The 15,013-nt window shown below is 36.1% G+C and carries 9 protein-coding genes and 1 tRNA gene; 4 read left to right on the forward strand and 6 right to left on the reverse strand.

Translation table 11 applies throughout. From position 1 onward, the window contains the following. Position 1 precedes the first annotated feature (1 nt). Positions 2-2,062 carry a hydantoinase/oxoprolinase family protein gene (locus tag ES724_RS14035; RefSeq protein ID WP_146933950.1) on the reverse strand — a complete coding sequence of 687 codons (2,061 nt, stop codon included), beginning with the start codon at positions 2,060-2,062 and terminating at the stop codon, positions 2-4. Positions 2,063-2,303: 241 nt separating this feature from the next. After that, positions 2,304-4,703, reverse strand: a complete 2,400-nt coding sequence (locus tag ES724_RS14040; protein WP_146933952.1) for a TonB-dependent receptor — start codon at positions 4,701-4,703, stop codon at positions 2,304-2,306. A 159-nt stretch (positions 4,704-4,862) separates the two neighbouring features. Between ES724_RS14040 and ES724_RS14045 the strand changes: the two genes are divergently transcribed. Beyond that, positions 4,863-6,164, forward strand: a complete 1,302-nt coding sequence (locus tag ES724_RS14045) for a hypothetical protein (protein ID WP_146933954.1) — start codon at positions 4,863-4,865, stop codon at positions 6,162-6,164. A 233-nt stretch (positions 6,165-6,397) separates the two neighbouring features. Here the strand turns inward: ES724_RS14045 and ES724_RS14050 are convergent. Beyond that, a tRNA-Leu gene (locus ES724_RS14050) sits at positions 6,398-6,479 on the reverse strand. Between the two features lie 197 nt (positions 6,480-6,676). On the opposite strand from ES724_RS14050, the gene ES724_RS14055 reads away from it, so the two are divergent. Further along, positions 6,677-8,068: a dipeptidase gene (locus tag ES724_RS14055; protein WP_146933956.1), complete on the forward strand. Its 1,392-nt coding sequence runs from the start codon at positions 6,677-6,679 to the stop codon at positions 8,066-8,068. A 137-nt stretch (positions 8,069-8,205) separates the two neighbouring features. On the opposite strand, the gene ES724_RS14060 is transcribed toward ES724_RS14055, so the two are convergent. Then, entirely contained in the window at positions 8,206-8,784 is a 579-nt protein-coding gene (locus ES724_RS14060) for a PhnA domain-containing protein (protein ID WP_146933958.1), read from the reverse strand. A gap of 323 nt (positions 8,785-9,107) precedes the next feature. Here ES724_RS14060 and ES724_RS14065 point away from each other — a divergent pair, with 323 nt between their 5' ends. Then, the gene (locus tag ES724_RS14065) at positions 9,108-9,473 is read left to right on the forward strand and encodes a BlaI/MecI/CopY family transcriptional regulator (protein ID WP_146933960.1); all 366 of its coding nucleotides are present in this window, start codon (positions 9,108-9,110) and stop codon (positions 9,471-9,473) included. 8 nt (positions 9,474-9,481) lie between these two features. After that, the gene (locus ES724_RS14070; RefSeq protein WP_246136884.1) at positions 9,482-11,095 is read left to right on the forward strand and encodes a M56 family metallopeptidase; all 1,614 of its coding nucleotides are present in this window, start codon (positions 9,482-9,484) and stop codon (positions 11,093-11,095) included. Positions 11,096-12,154: 1,059 nt separating this feature from the next. Here ES724_RS14070 and ES724_RS14075 read toward each other — a convergent pair. Both ES724_RS14075 and ES724_RS14080 read right to left on the reverse strand, forming a co-directional pair. Further along, the gene (locus tag ES724_RS14075) at positions 12,155-13,879 is read right to left on the reverse strand and encodes a DUF885 domain-containing protein (RefSeq protein WP_146933964.1); all 1,725 of its coding nucleotides are present in this window, start codon (positions 13,877-13,879) and stop codon (positions 12,155-12,157) included. Between the two features lie 128 nt (positions 13,880-14,007). Next, on the reverse strand, positions 14,008-15,009 hold the full coding sequence (locus tag ES724_RS14080) for a metal-dependent hydrolase (RefSeq protein WP_146933966.1): 1,002 nt from the start codon (positions 15,007-15,009) through the stop codon (positions 14,008-14,010). Positions 15,010-15,013 lie beyond the last annotated feature (4 nt).

The following is a 15,013-nucleotide window of genomic DNA, read 5'->3' on the forward strand; positions in this document are numbered from 1 at the left end:
ATTACTGTATTTTACTGATAATAATATTTGCATACTCATCAATTCTAAATTGATACTTTGGCGGAACAACTGTTGAAGTAGATTGTTCTACAATAATTGCAGGGCCTTCAATCGTCATACTTGGGTCTAATTTATCCCTATCAAAAAAGTTGCTGTCATGGATACCAGACACATCAAAATCTACTTTTTCGGTAGTAATTAATGCATCTTCTACAGTATTGCCCTTTGATTCAATTTTACCAATAACTGGCTTGTTTACGATGACCTCTGCAACAAGATGATAATTAACAATTTCAATATTTGTGTCCGAAAGGCTAAACGCATATCGCTTCTTATGTAGTTGATGAAAATTATTTTCTATTTCATCCATTTTCAAATTGGATAAACTGGCTAAACCGAGTTTTACCGAATGTTCTTGCCCCTTGTATCGTAGATCTAAATAGTACTCGAACTTGATATCTTCTTTTTGATACCCATCTCTTTCATAAGCTTTAATGGCTTCGTTTTTCATTTCTTTGAAAACATTCTTTAAAGCTGAAAACTTATCCTCATTCAAGTCCATAACGTCTGTACGAATGTAATCTCTTCTCAAATCTGACATTAACATTCCAAAAGCTGAAAACACACCGGCATTTAATGGAACTATGACCTCGGGCATTTGTAGTTCTTCGGCCAAATATGCTCCGTGCATGGGGCCACCACCTCCAATAACCACTAAAGTAAAGTCTCTTGGATCATAGCCTTTGTTTACAGAAACACTTTTCAGGGCATTGACCATATTAGAATTGGCAACGCGAATAACACCACGTGCCACTTCTTCAATAGTCATATCCAATTCTTCACAAAGGGGCTTTGCCGCTTTTTGCAAACTGTCAAAATCCGGTTTTAATTCACCCCCTAAAAAGTAGTCTTTATGTATCCGGTTACAAACAACGTTGGCATCTGTTGTTGTAAAATCAGAACCGCCTTTACCATAGGACGAAGGTCCTGGGTTGGCAGCAGCACTTTTCGGTCCAACGCGCATCTTACCACCATCATCTAACCAAGCTATACTCCCACCGCCATTTCCAATTTCCACAATATCAATAACTGGTGTAAGAATGGGAAAGCCAGCTTGGGTTTTTGTCTTTTCAATATTATAAGTTGTTACTATTTTTGGTGTTCCATTTTCAATCAAGGAACATTTCGCTGTGGTACCTCCAATATCCAACACCAATAAATTTTCTTTCCCTATAGTTTTACCTAATACTACTGCACCAAGCATACCACTTGCTGGGCCAGATTCAATTAACGTTATTGGGTTTGCCTTTACATCTTCAACAGTGGTAATTCCACCATTGGATTGCATGATGTACAAATCATTTTTGTATCCTAACTTTTGTAAATGATGGGTTAGGTTATTTAAGTATTTTGTAGCTAATGGTTTTACGTAAGCAGAAAGCACAGTGGTGCTTGTGCGCTCATATTCTCTCCATTCCCTAGTAACTTCATGCGAAGTTATGACTTCGAATTGTGGGTATTTAGCACGAATATAAGTCGCCAATTGTTTTTCATGAATAGGATTTTTATACCCATGTAAAAAGCAAATTGCAATAGCTTCTACACCTTCTTTTATAAATGCTTCTATATGTTTATCTACAGATGTCTCATCTAATGGCGTGATAATTTCTCCTAAATAATTGATACGTTCTTTTACTTCTTGCCTTAAGTAACGCTCTACAAACGGTTCTTCTTTTTTAAAGTTGAAATTGTACAAGTCTGGTCTTGTGCCTCTGGCAATTTCTAGGACATCTCTAAAACCTTCGGTGGTAATCAACGCTGTTTTAGAGCCTTTCCTTTCTGTAATGGCGTTGATGACTACGGTTGTACCGTGGGCGAAAAAATCAATGGTATTTAAGTCTAAATCTATTTTTTTAATCGTATTGAGAATTCCTTTTTCAAATTCACCAGGAGTGGTACTCGATTTAGAGACCTTTACTTCCTTTACTTCCTTGTTTTCCTTATCATAATCAAAGAAAACAAGGTCTGTAAACGTTCCTCCTATATCTGTTGCAACGCGCATATCTGTATATTTAATTAATTTTTACTTGGATTTTATCTATCAAAGCTTCGGCAGAATCAACTTAAGTTTGCACTTCGCCTACACTGGATGTTTCAATGACTATATGTACACTAATGCTCAATTCTCAGGAAGTGATTTTTACTTTTTAGTTTAGATTGAACAAAGCGTTTTAGATACTATTCACCCACTTAATTCTATAAGTATTAAATGGAGGGAATAGTTTTGAAAACGTTTAAAACATTTAAAAGCGATAGCTTAAATCGACTCCAAATGTAGTTGGTGTATGAGGGAATCTTAAATTACTAAATCCAAATTCTGCAGTAGGAAAAAATTCAGGATTATAAGCGGTATTCAAAATGTTGTTGGCCCATAGGCTTACTCCTACTTTATCAAATTTCAGATTAATCCTACCGTTAAGTAAAGTATATGGCTCTTGTTTATATTCCTCTAAAGGATCCCAATATTGTGTTCCTCTATGATCGGCATTGATGTAGATTCCAATTTTTGAAGTCTCTCCCAAATCAAAATTACCGTTTGCACCTATTTGAATAGTGCTTTCTACAGTAAATGGTGAAGCATTACCGCTTACATCTACCACCTCAAAGGTTTCATAATCAAAAGCAGCTGCATTGGTAAGACGATTATATGTGCCTTCTAGTATTTTGCCTTCATTAATTCCTATGCTGGCAAAGAAGTCAATGTTATTAGTTGCTTTAAATTTGATTTCTGACTCAAAGCCTCTAATTTCAGTTTTATCAAAATTGTAGATACCAAGGATGGATGGAGTAAGAGGTATAAATGTGTATTGTTGTTGGTTCTCAAATTCAATATAATACACTGCATTATTGAAGATGATTCTGTTATTTAAGAAACTCGTTTTTATACCTAACTCATAATTATTGGTAAATTCAGGTTCATAAGTTCTATCAAATTTCACTGTCTCTTGAGAGTTGAATCCCCCACTCCTATAACCTCGTCCATAATTGGCGTAAGTTAGGATGTCCTCTGTAAAGGCGTAAGCTATAGAAAATTTAGGTTGCCAAACTGTAATGTCATTCTCTAAAGTTGTGTTAGAAATACGAGATTCATTTTTTAGTCTATCATAGTCAACACGAACCCCAGCAGATAAGGTCAATTTTGGTGTAACTCTATAGTCTAAAAATCCAAAACCAGCTAAGGTTTCTACTGTATTATCATCATCATTACCTACAAGAGGGTCTTCGCTGTAGTTGGCATTAGCAGCAGAAGCATCAACAAATCCTCCTTCATAAAAGGTTTTATTTAAGAACGTGGATGTATTAAGGTAACGTTGGCTGTTTTGGTATAAGCTTCCAAAAGTATAGTCAAAATTTGAATCTTTATCGGTCTTGGAAGTTACACGTATCTCCTGACTAAAGGTATCGGAATCTGACGTTTGAGACACTTTACTAAACGCATATTGAGAATAGTCATTTTCTCCAATATAATAGCGTTTTGTAGCATTAAAGGAAGTCACCGATTGGATATTCATATTCTGAAGTTTACCTTCAACTTTCAAACTACTTAGAGAGTTAGATAGATCGGAATCCCCTAATACATCACCAAAAACATCATTGGAGTAATCATCATCTTGAAGCGGTGGAATGGAAGGATCAAAAATATCTGTCTTGGTGATATAGTAGTTACCTCCAGCTTGTATCCCAAAATTATCCTGAACTAAAGTTGCAGACCATCTTGGACTAAACTTATATTTTAATTTAGCTCTAATATTGTATTCATCTGAAAAATCAACTTTTTGATTCAAAAATGTGTTATCGATTAACCCATCAAATGTAGAATACCGACCTGTCACACTGTAGTAAAATTTGTTATCTACAAAGGCACCAGAAGAAGAAAGACCAGCTCTTAACAAACCACCATTACCAGCAGAAAATGTAGCTTTCGTTTTATTCTCATTGGCAGGATCTTTTGTGATGATGTTTATAGCACCCGCAATAGCATTTTTACCGTAAAGTGTACCTTGTGGACCTTTAATGAATTCCATTAATTCGATATCATAAAGCGACATATTCATGGCACTGGCATCTGGTAATGTCATACCATCTATCACAACAGCCACAGGAGACTCTGCATTTCTAATTTGTGAAATACCACGAACAGTAAGGAAATTCACTCCTGGTTGTTGTGCTTGAGTAAAAGTCACGTTTGAAATTACAGAGGTAAAATCTTGAATATCTTGAATACCACTCGCCTCGATTTCTGCTGAACCTAAAGCTACGGTAGTTTCAGGCAAATCCTGTATGGCTTGTGTTCTCAATCGAGCATTAGTAGCTACAGAGGTAAAGCCTTGTACAGTCACCGCATCTAGTTGATCGGCTTTAGGCTCTAATTTAATAGTTAAGTAGGAACTTGTTATCGGTACAACTTTAGTCTCGTAGCCTAGAAAGGAAACTTCTAGTTCTTTGGAAGATTCCGCTACCGCTATTACGAATTCACCATCAAAATCAGAAATCACCCCATTAGTTGGGTTTGATTTATCAACTATTGTTGCTCCTGCAATCGGGTTTCCTGACGAGTCAACTACAAGACCGCCAACGTCTTTTGATTCTTGGCTAAAACATACTTGTGCGAGTAAAGCGAATAATAAAAATAATTTTTTCATAATCGAGTTGTTTGTTAGCTTTTCTTTAAGTAATTGTTAGCCAATATAGAGAGATTCAATGCTAACTGGAATTATTCCTGTTAACTTAATATTTAATTTTTAAAATAGGAATTTAAATGGAATTATAGTATAATTGACCTAATATAAGCACATAAGACAATGATTGCAAGAGGAATTGAACTTACAAATAATTTCTACCTTGGTTTACATAAAGAACTTTTAGAGCTTTTTTCCCAGCATAATTCCATAGAGCTTAAAACCTTAACGGTTTTTCAACTATATGGTTTTGGCAATTACGATGAGGAAGCGGCGAACCTTAAAAGCTTTATCACCGAGAAAACAGGCAAATGGATTAACGGGAAATATTTATATAATAAAAAGAGAGAAATAGATGCCGGCCACAAGACAAAAGTTAAGATAAGAAGGGACTATTTAACAATTTTAATAACAGCAGCGGGCTACAAAGGCTACAACGACTATCTGCAGAATTCTACTTACATCAGTGCCGATGTTAGGGAAGTAGAGCAAGCAATACTGGAAGGTTCCGTTCAGAATGAGAACGTGCTATACTATGTAGGTTACTATGTCGAGGATAGGCAGTATTATATCAAATCAAAGTTCACAATATACCAAATGAAATCTGCTTCTTGGGAAATATTATATTGGGAAAAGGACAAAGAGCCTACCATATATAGCTATTTTGGGAAATGTGTTCCAACGGGAGGTAGTGCCTTATCTTTTTATTTTAACAAAGAAGATTCCAGTTTGAACAAAGAGTGTTTTGTCAATTTGTTTTATGGTAATAATATGAATAATAAACCTCTGCTCTTAGGAGCATATTGTGGTTTTGGTAGAAGTAATAATCCCGTGATAGGCAAAATCATTTTTGAAGAGGTAGTCAATGCGGAAGCGCAGAATGAAAAAGTAAGAACAGATGAGATAAACCCAATATTTCATCATCACCTTTATTCGCAAAGATTAGAAGTAGACGGTATTTTGCCCCATAAGGATTCTGACTTATCCGTTTCAATCAATCGCTTGGAGATAATTAATTTTTTGATTGGTAGTTATAGAGGGTATTATTTAGATAGGAATCAGTATCTCATTCACATTACTTTTCATGTTATAAATGAGCTGGGGGAAATAAAACTTAAAATTAATAATACTAATTTCGAGGGTATAGGGAGATTAAACAAAACAGAAAACTATTTGATTTCTGAATTTAACGAAAAGAATCAAACTTCTTATTCGCAATTTTCTTTACAAGTTCAGCCGTTAGAAAAGGATTTGTTCGTTAGTCATATGTTAGTTTATACGGGAGGTAGTGTAATTAATGGAAAAGGTCTATTGTGGAAGGTGAACGAAAAGAACTCAAAAGGAATACCTCTGACTAACGAATTCTATATAAATAAAAGCGATATAGATCCCCAAAAGGTCGAAAAAATCGAGCAATATCTCTGAAATTGACCTGACGTATTTTTTAATATTTGCCGGATAAAACCATTTCGTTTAAACCAAGGCTTTTGAAAACCTGGAATTATCTATTGAAGGTCATTTAATAGAATATAGATTCAAAACATATCAAAATATAGAATTATATATTATCCCATAGAAAACGACCAAATGTCGTACCTGACTTTTTTCAGAATAAATTAATAAAAAAAGCTTCAGATTTCTCTGAAGCTTTTAGCTTGTGCGGGCGAGAGGACTCGAACCTCCACACCTTGCGGCACTAGATCCTAAGTCTAGCGTGTCTACCAATTCCACCACGCCCGCCTTATTTTTTGCATAAACTTGCTTTTCGGTTGATTCCGTCGGGCAAGCCCGCATTTCCATTTTACAACACTTAGGATCCGCTGTAAAAATACTTACCTAGATAAGCGGCTGCAAATATACATAAATGTTTGAATATTCAAATAGTCCAGCAAGAAAATATCAATTTATTACCTTTACCTGATTTCAAAAAAAAAAGCATGAAAAATTTAGATAAATATGTTGAAGAAAATAAAGATCGGTTTATAGAAGAGCTGATAGAATTATTGAAGATCCCTTCGGTAAGCGCAGACCCTTCCTACAAAAAGGATGTTTTGAAAACAGCAGAAGCCGTGAAGAATGCTTTGAAAGAAGCTGGATGTGATTCTGTAGAAATATGTGAGACTCCTGGATATCCAATCGTTTTTGGAGAAAAAATAATTGATAAAGAGCTTCCAACAGTTTTGGTTTACGGTCATTATGATGTGCAACCAGCAGATCCTGTTGAACTTTGGGATAGCCCACCTTTTGAACCGGTAATCAAAAACACAAAAGTTCATCCTGAAGGAGCCATCTTTGCTCGTGGAGCCTGCGATGATAAAGGACAAATGTATATGCATGTAAAAGCATTGGAATATATGACCAAGACTGGGAGCCTTCCTTGTAATGTGAAATTCATGATAGAAGGCGAAGAGGAAGTTGGAAGTGAAAGTCTAGGTTGGTTTATAGAGCGCAATAAGGAAAAGTTAGCAAATGATGTGATCTTGATCTCAGATACCGGAATGATCGCAAAAGACACACCTTCAATCACCACAGGTTTACGCGGATTGAGTTATGTGGAGGTAGAACTTACAGGTCCTAACAGGGATCTTCATAGTGGATTGTACGGAGGAGCGGTTGCAAATCCTATTAATGTGCTTACAAAGATGATCGCTTCATTAACCGATGAAAACAATCATATAACTATTCCTGGATTCTACGATAAGGTAGAGGAACTGAGTACAGAAGAACGAGAGAAAATGGCAGAAGCACCATTTTCATTAGAAAAATATAAAGAAGCTTTGGATATCGAGGCTGTATATGGCGAGAAAGGATATTCTACTAATGAGCGTAATTCCATTAGACCAACATTAGATGTAAATGGTATTTGGGGTGGATACACTGGCGAAGGGGCAAAAACGGTAATTGCTAGTAAAGCATTTGCTAAGATCAGTATGCGATTAGTACCAAATCAAGATTGGCAGGAGATCACAGAATTGTTCAAAAAACAGTTTGAAAGTATTGCGCCTAAAGGGACCAAAGTAAAAGTGAAACCGCACCATGGAGGACAGGCTTATGTTACGCCAATTGATACTGTAGAGTACCAAGCAGCGAGTAATGCATATAAAGAATCTTTTGGAAAAGAACCAATTCCGCAACGAAGTGGGGGAAGTATCCCAATTGTGTCACTTTTCGAAAAACAACTGAAAAGCAAGACCATTTTAATGGGCTTTGGATTGGATAGTGATGCTATTCACTCGCCAAATGAACATTTTGGGATCTGGAACTACTTGAAAGGAATTAAGACGATTCCGTTGTTTTATAAGCATTTCACCGAGATGACGAAGAAGTAGGTTACCTATTGAATTGAATAAAAACATCCCGCAGATCGCACAGATTTACGCAGATTTATTTGCGTTTATCAGCGTAATCTGCGGGATTATTTTTTGATGTCATTTCGAGCGGATTCGAGAAGTTATAAGAGTAAAATCTATAATTTCTTCACATATTGGGTGATAATAACAATTTGCTGCCCATCTACTCTACCTTCAATATATTCGGCATTTTCATGATCTAGTGAAATTCTGCGTACTGCCGTTCCTTGCTTGGCAACCATACTACTTCCTTTTACCTTGAGGTCTTTAATTAGTACAACACTATCTCCAGCTTCAAGGATCACTCCATTGCTATCTCTATGAACAATCGTTTTTGCTGCTGGATTTGCAACTTCAGTAGCTTTTGCCCATTCTTTCACATCCTCTTCCATATACATCATGTCCAAAAGATCTTGTGGCCAACCCTCATTTTTAAGTTTGCTGAGCATTCTCCATGCAACCACTTGCACTGCAGGAACTGTGCTCCACATGCTATCGTTTAAACATCTCCAATGGTTAGCTTCAACTTTTTCAGGATCTTCAAGTTGTTCTTTACAAGTATTGCAAGCAAGAATTACGCTGTCGGCACCCTTGGTTGGGCTTTCCGGCACTTCGTAGATCTGAGGATCTTCTGTTGAATTACATAATTCACATTTTGATCCGCTACGCTGAAATAATTCTTGTTCTACACTCATTGTTATTATATTTTGGAGGTAAAGGTAACCGATTCTTTAAAATACAGAAATGGATTAGGTATATCCTTTTTTTGTTGAAACAATTATTTCGTCACCCTGAATTTATTTCAGGGTCTCTATTAAATGTTCTAATCTACTGTATTTTAAGATTCTGAAACTCCCGAAGACTCGGGACAGAATGACGCCCCTATAAGTTTAAGATACTTAACGGAAAATCAAAACGGAATTTTTCTTAAGGAATTAAAATAAAAAAAGTTGCTCTATGTTTGTAGAATTAAATATTTATTCTACATTTGTAGAACAATCTAATAATTCAATATAACATGCAATTATCAAATTCTGAAGAACAACTTATGCAGATCCTTTGGAAACAGGAAAAGGCATTGATGAAGGATCTTATTGAAGCTTATCCAGAGCCTAGACCTGCAACCACTACCGTGGCTACTTTGTTGAAAAGAATGCAGGATAAGAAATTTGTAGATTATATCCAATTGGGGCGTTCCCGGGAATATTTTGCTTTAGTGAAAAAGAAAGATTATTTCTCGAAACAGATGAACGGGATGATCAAGAATTTTTTCAATGATTCCGCTTCGCAGTTCGCTTCCTTTTTTACCAAAGAAACCAATTTGAGCAAAGAGGAACTAGAAGATTTAAAAAAGCTTATCGATAAAGAAATTAAAAGCAAATAGTTATGGAAATGTATTTATTAAAATCCGCTGCCTGCTTAGCTATACTGTTGCTTTTCTATAAGTTTTTGCTAGAGAAAGAAAATATGCACGGTTTTAAACGCTTTTACCTGTTAATGTCCGCCTTGGTAGCCATTGTGATCCCATTAATCACCATAAAGACGTATGTGGAACCTACTTCAGAAAATCTAAATAGCTTTATTTATTCTTCGGAAGTTTCTCCGGAAATAGTCGTAGAAAGCAGTGATTATTTTCCCTATATTTTCTTCGGAATTTACCTTTTGGGAGTTTTGTTTTTCAGCATAAAGTTCTTCAGAAATTTACGAAGCTTGATAATTAAGATCAGAACAAATCCAAAGCTGAAATCAAATAGTTTTATAAACGTATTGCTTTCAGAAGAAATCCAACCTCATACCTTTTTCAGCTATATATTTTTCAACAAAGAGAAATATCTGCAGAATGAAATTCCGAAGGATGTGAAAATACATGAAGAAGCTCACGCAAGGCAAAAGCACAGTCTGGATGTTCTTTTTATTGAGCTATTTCAAATAATCTTCTGGTTCAATCCATTACTCTTTATTTTGAAAGATGCAGTAAAATTAAATCATGAATTTTTAGCTGACAAGGAGGTTATTAAAAATGGCATAAGTACTTCCGGTTATCAGCAAACACTTTTAGAGTATTCATCACGGGATTTGCAATGCGACCTTGTAAACCCAATCAATTATTCATCAATCAAGAAACGATTTACAGTTATGAAAACAAAAACATCAAGAAAAACAGTTTGGGTGCGAAGTTTATTGCTTCTCCCTTTAGCAGCTACATTATTCTATGGTTTCAGCACAAAAGAGGTAATAGAAAAGGAAGTTATTAATCCTAATCAAATAGTTGATAGTTATGAAATCCTGGAGTTAATGGTAGATGAAGATGGGCAAATCTTTAGGAATAATAAAAAAGTTAGCCTTTCTGAAATTGAAAACCTCGATTGGGAAAAATTTACTGATTATTCAATAAATGCTTCAGGCAATGCTCCCAAAGAAAATATACAGGAACTGATTGAAATGATCATGGCTAAGCGGAAAGAAAAAGAAGGAAAAATTACATTGTGCACGTATGGGCCATCTGAAAGTGAGGATAACGTTTTAAACGAAATTTTCCAACAGGTACCACAGGAAAAAGCTACACCCAAAATGGTTTCGGAATATAATAAACTAGTCAGATACTATAATTCGATGCCGAAAGATAAGCGCATGGTAAAGCAAGAAGATATAAACAGGATGATGGCAATCCTTAGTAACATGACTTCGGAACAAAAAGCTAAGGCTGAAAAGATTAATTTTGATGTTCCGCCACCACCGCCTCCTGCTCCAGAAGCAGTTCATCCTGCACCGCCGCATTCAGAAAAAGGAAAGCTAACTCCACCACCTTCCCCTCCAGTTCCAACAGAACACATGAAAGAGCTTGCGACCAAGGGAGCAGTATTCTATTTTGAAGGCAAAGAAATCACAGGAAAAGAAGCTATTCAAATTGCGAAAAAAATTAAAGCGATACATATTCAAGTAAAATCTCAAAATTCTAAAAAACCAATTGTAAAATTATCTAAAGATCCATTTGTAGCGGATTGATCATATCGTTTTAATCATAAAGATTTTTCGATTCATCCGGATGCTTTAAAAAAAGAAGAGATTTCTCAGTCGGCAAAAGCTCCTTCGAAATGACACATGGTTAAGCATGATTTTGAGTTTATCATCTCGAGTATTGGGAGAGATCTCAATGGATCTGGTTGCTTCAAGTAAAGTAGAGATTTCTCAGTCGACAAAATCATTGAACCTGAAAAAGCCAGAAATCTAGTGGAAGTTCAAAAAACTGTAAACGTTCAAATATCATATATGAACGAAGAAAAACCTACAGTAAAATTAACCGATAAAAAAGGTAATGATTAACAATATTGCTAGCGCGGATTTCAAATCCGCGCCAACCAATTTCAAATCCGCGCCAACCAATCGGGATTTCTCAACTTCGCTCGAAACGACACTTTATTGAGCATGATTTTTTGAGCTTGTCATCCCGACCATCGGGAGAGATCTCAATGGAAGTAAATCTTTGTATCAAAGCAAAGATTTCTCAGCCGCGAAAAGCTTCTTCGAAATGACACGTGAACCACGCAAAAAATATTGCTAGCGCGGATTTCAAATCCGTGCCAACCAATCGGGGCAAAAAAGGGGTTTCTCAATCGACAAAATCATTGAACCTAAAAAAGCCAGAAACTTGGTGGAGGTTCAAAAGAGCGTGAACGTTCAAATAACTTATACTGACGAAGAAAAACCTCTAGTAAAATTATCCGATAAAAAGGATAAAGATTAACAATATTGCTTGCGCGGATTTCAAATCCGCGCTAACCAATCGGGGTTTCTCGAAATGACAATTTGTTGGGCATGCTCTTTTGAGTTTGTCATCTCGACCGTTGGGAGAGATCTCAATGGAAGTAAATCTTTGTATCAAAGCATAGATTTCTCAGCCGCGAAAAGCTTCTTCGAAATGAACTGTGTTAGCGCGGATTTCAAATCCGCGCCAAACAATCGGTTGCTTCAAGTAAAGTAGAGATTTCTCAGTCGAAATAAGCTCCTTCGAAATGACAGTAAATAATAAAAAAAAGGTTCTTTTAACTAAGAACCTTTTTTTTATTATTGAATTTTTTTCTCGTTTTGAATATAATCATCTACCAATTTTTCCATGATCGCTAAGGTCACTGTGCCTTGAGAAAGGATAACTTCATGAAAATCGCGGATATCGAAATTCTCCCCTAATTCCTTTTCGGCTTTTTTACGTAATTCCCGAATCTTCAACTCTCCAATTTTATAAGAAACCGCTTGTCCCGGCCAAGAAATATATCGGTCTACTTCGGTATTGATCTCATGAAAAGATAAAGCGGTATTAGTTCTTAAAAAGTCAACTGCTTGTTTCTTGGTCCAGCCTAAAGCATGAATTCCTGTATCTACTACCAATCTGCAGGCTCGCCATTGCTCGTAAGTGAGTTTACCAAACATTTCATAAGGAGTTGTATAAATGCCCATTTCTTCGGCTAAAAATTCCGAATATAATCCCCAACCTTCCCCGTAAGCGGAAAGATAAAAGCGTCTTCTAAATTTTGGAATGCTATCTCCTAATTCAGCATTTAGTGAGATCTGTAAGTGATGTCCAGGCACTGCCTCATGCGCTGTAAGCGATGGCAGCACATAAAGCGGCCTACTAGGTAGATCGTAGGTATTCACCCAATAATAGCCGGGCTGAGTGTCTTCTTGTGGAGAAATATATCTTCCTGTGGTATATTTTGGAGCAATGGCATCGGGTACTGAGGTAACGCCATAAGGTTTACGTGGTAACTTTTTAAAGAATCTTGGTAACTGTGCATCGATCTTTTTTGAAATGTTCCGAGCTTCTTTTAAAAGTTCTTCGGGAGTATTTGCATAAAATTGAGGGTCGGTTCTTAAGAAGAGAATGAATTCTTCGAAGGTACCTTCAAAATTCACCTCCTCGATAATTTGTTTCATTTCTGTATTGATGCGCGCTACCTCTTTTAATCCAATTTCATGAATCTCTTCTGCAGTTAGATCTAGGGTGGTATAATAATTCAGTCTATTCTGATAAAATTCTGGTCCGTTGGGAATTTCTGAAACTCCTAAACTAGTTCTCGTTTTTGGTAAATATTCTTTATCGAAGAATTTCTTGATCTTCTTAAATTCGGGTAATACAGATTTCTTTATCGCTTTTTCTGCAGCATCTAAAACTGAATCTTTTTGGGATTCAGATAAACCGGAAGGCAGATCATTAAAAGGGGAGTAATAGTAGCTGTCCTTATAATTTTTAACTAGCTGATCGTTATAGGTGCTTTCATAACCTTCAAAGATCACTTTGGGTTGAGTGATACCTAATTCCAATCCTTTTCTGAGTAAAATGAGATGCTGACCTACATACTCCGGAATCGCATTCAATTTGTTGAGGTATGTTTTTACCTGAGAATAGTCTGCAAGTTGGGTGACATTATAAGGCAAGCTCAAATGAAATCCAGCGTCTGATAGCAAAGGGTTCAGGTATAATTTATATTCAAAAGTATCAATTGTTTCCTGAAGTTTATATTTTAAAAGCTCCAGAGAGATCATGTCTGTTTGGGACATTTCCGAAGCATTTAATAAATTCACCTTTTTTAATTGCTCACTTGCAAAAAGTGATTCTCTGCGATAGTGATCTTCTGTATAGAGACCCAACGGGAATTCCTTAACCTCATAACTTTTATGATCTTGAACCTGCTCTATGACATTATGAAGTTCTTCGGACTTCTGCTGAGAAAAAAGTGTTTGAAAAGAGAAAAAGCAAAAAGATAGCGTAAATAATAATTTGAAGCCTTTCATATAGGGATATTAAGTTATTCAGTCTTAAAGATATAATATACTAATGAATAGAGAAAATCGGATTAAATAGTTTGTTTAGGCCTAAGTTCCATAGCCGTCCAGAGATTCTTGATTTTAAAAGCTTCAGTTTAGTTCCCTAATATTCGATTCCCTAATTTCTTTATCACAGTCTTAGCTTCTTCAGGATCTCTAGGGGCTTCCTCCACAATTAATTCACCATTTTCTTGCTTCAAAATATAGCTAAACACAAATTTAGGATCTTCAGCTTCAGAATTAAAAGCACCAAAACGCAGGTCGTTGAAGTACAGATTTTCATCTCTTTGTGAAATGGTATACCAGCCTTGAGAAATAGCAATTAATCGGTCTAGCTTATTTTCACCATCAAAGGAGTCGACTAAAAAATGATTTTTAGGGATGCTTTTAAAAGTTATTGGTTGGGAATCGAAGATGGAATAATCTCCAATTAAATAAGCATTTTCCAATTCTACATTTGCAGACCACATAATGGTGTTAAATGGGCTAGGTCTGGTTTGGAGTTGCAGATAGGGAACATTTTGGGTTTCTAAAGCGTCTTTGAATTTGTAATAAGTTATTCCTTTTAAACCGATGGCACATAGCATGTATGCACTGCTTATAATGAGACCAAGATTATTATATTTTGTTCTTTTTTTAGATCCGCGTTTGGATCGCATTGCGAGGATTACGAAGATTAGAAAAGGAAGGGTGTAGAGTGGGTCTATTACAAAGATATTCTTATAGGCGAGTCTAAGGTCTAATGGCCAGAATAGCTGCGTGCCCCAGGTAGTATGAGCATCTAATAACGGATGCGTCAGAAAACCCCAGAACATTAGCCAGGACCAATCTTTCCAGCTAACTCCGGTTTTCCTTTCTATTTTAGAAATGAGCCAACCAAAAATAGGGGCGAAAAGTATGGAAAACACAATGGAATGTGTGAAACCTCGATGGATCTCTATAGCAGTAAGAGTATCTGTAAAAAGAGGCGCGAATGAATCAAGATCTGGAATGGTGCCGGCAATAGCACCATATAGTATTGCTTTATTCCCAACTTTTTTGCCCAATACGGCTTCTCCAATGGCTGCTCCTAGAACTATTTGCGTAAGTGAATCCATCTGA

It is taken from the genome of Gillisia hiemivivida (assembly GCF_007997295.1).
Taxonomy (GTDB): domain Bacteria; phylum Bacteroidota; class Bacteroidia; order Flavobacteriales; family Flavobacteriaceae; genus Gillisia; species Gillisia hiemivivida.

Coding starts and splice junctions, on each gene's coding strand:
- ES724_RS14035 (WP_146933950.1), bottom strand. CDS start 2,062: ATGCGCGTTGCAACAGATATAGGAGGAACGTTTACAGACCTTGTTTTC.
- ES724_RS14040 (WP_146933952.1), bottom strand. CDS start 4,703: ATGAAAAAATTATTTTTATTATTCGCTTTACTCGCACAAGTATGTTTT.
- ES724_RS14045 (WP_146933954.1), top strand. CDS start 4,863: ATGATTGCAAGAGGAATTGAACTTACAAATAATTTCTACCTTGGTTTA.
- ES724_RS14055 (WP_146933956.1), top strand. CDS start 6,677: ATGAAAAATTTAGATAAATATGTTGAAGAAAATAAAGATCGGTTTATA.
- ES724_RS14060 (WP_146933958.1), bottom strand. CDS start 8,784: ATGAGTGTAGAACAAGAATTATTTCAGCGTAGCGGATCAAAATGTGAA.
- ES724_RS14065 (WP_146933960.1), top strand. CDS start 9,108: ATGCAATTATCAAATTCTGAAGAACAACTTATGCAGATCCTTTGGAAA.
- ES724_RS14070 (WP_246136884.1), top strand. CDS start 9,482: ATGTATTTATTAAAATCCGCTGCCTGCTTAGCTATACTGTTGCTTTTC.
- ES724_RS14075 (WP_146933964.1), bottom strand. CDS start 13,879: ATGAAAGGCTTCAAATTATTATTTACGCTATCTTTTTGCTTTTTCTCT.
- ES724_RS14080 (WP_146933966.1), bottom strand. CDS start 15,009: ATGGATTCACTTACGCAAATAGTTCTAGGAGCAGCCATTGGAGAAGCC.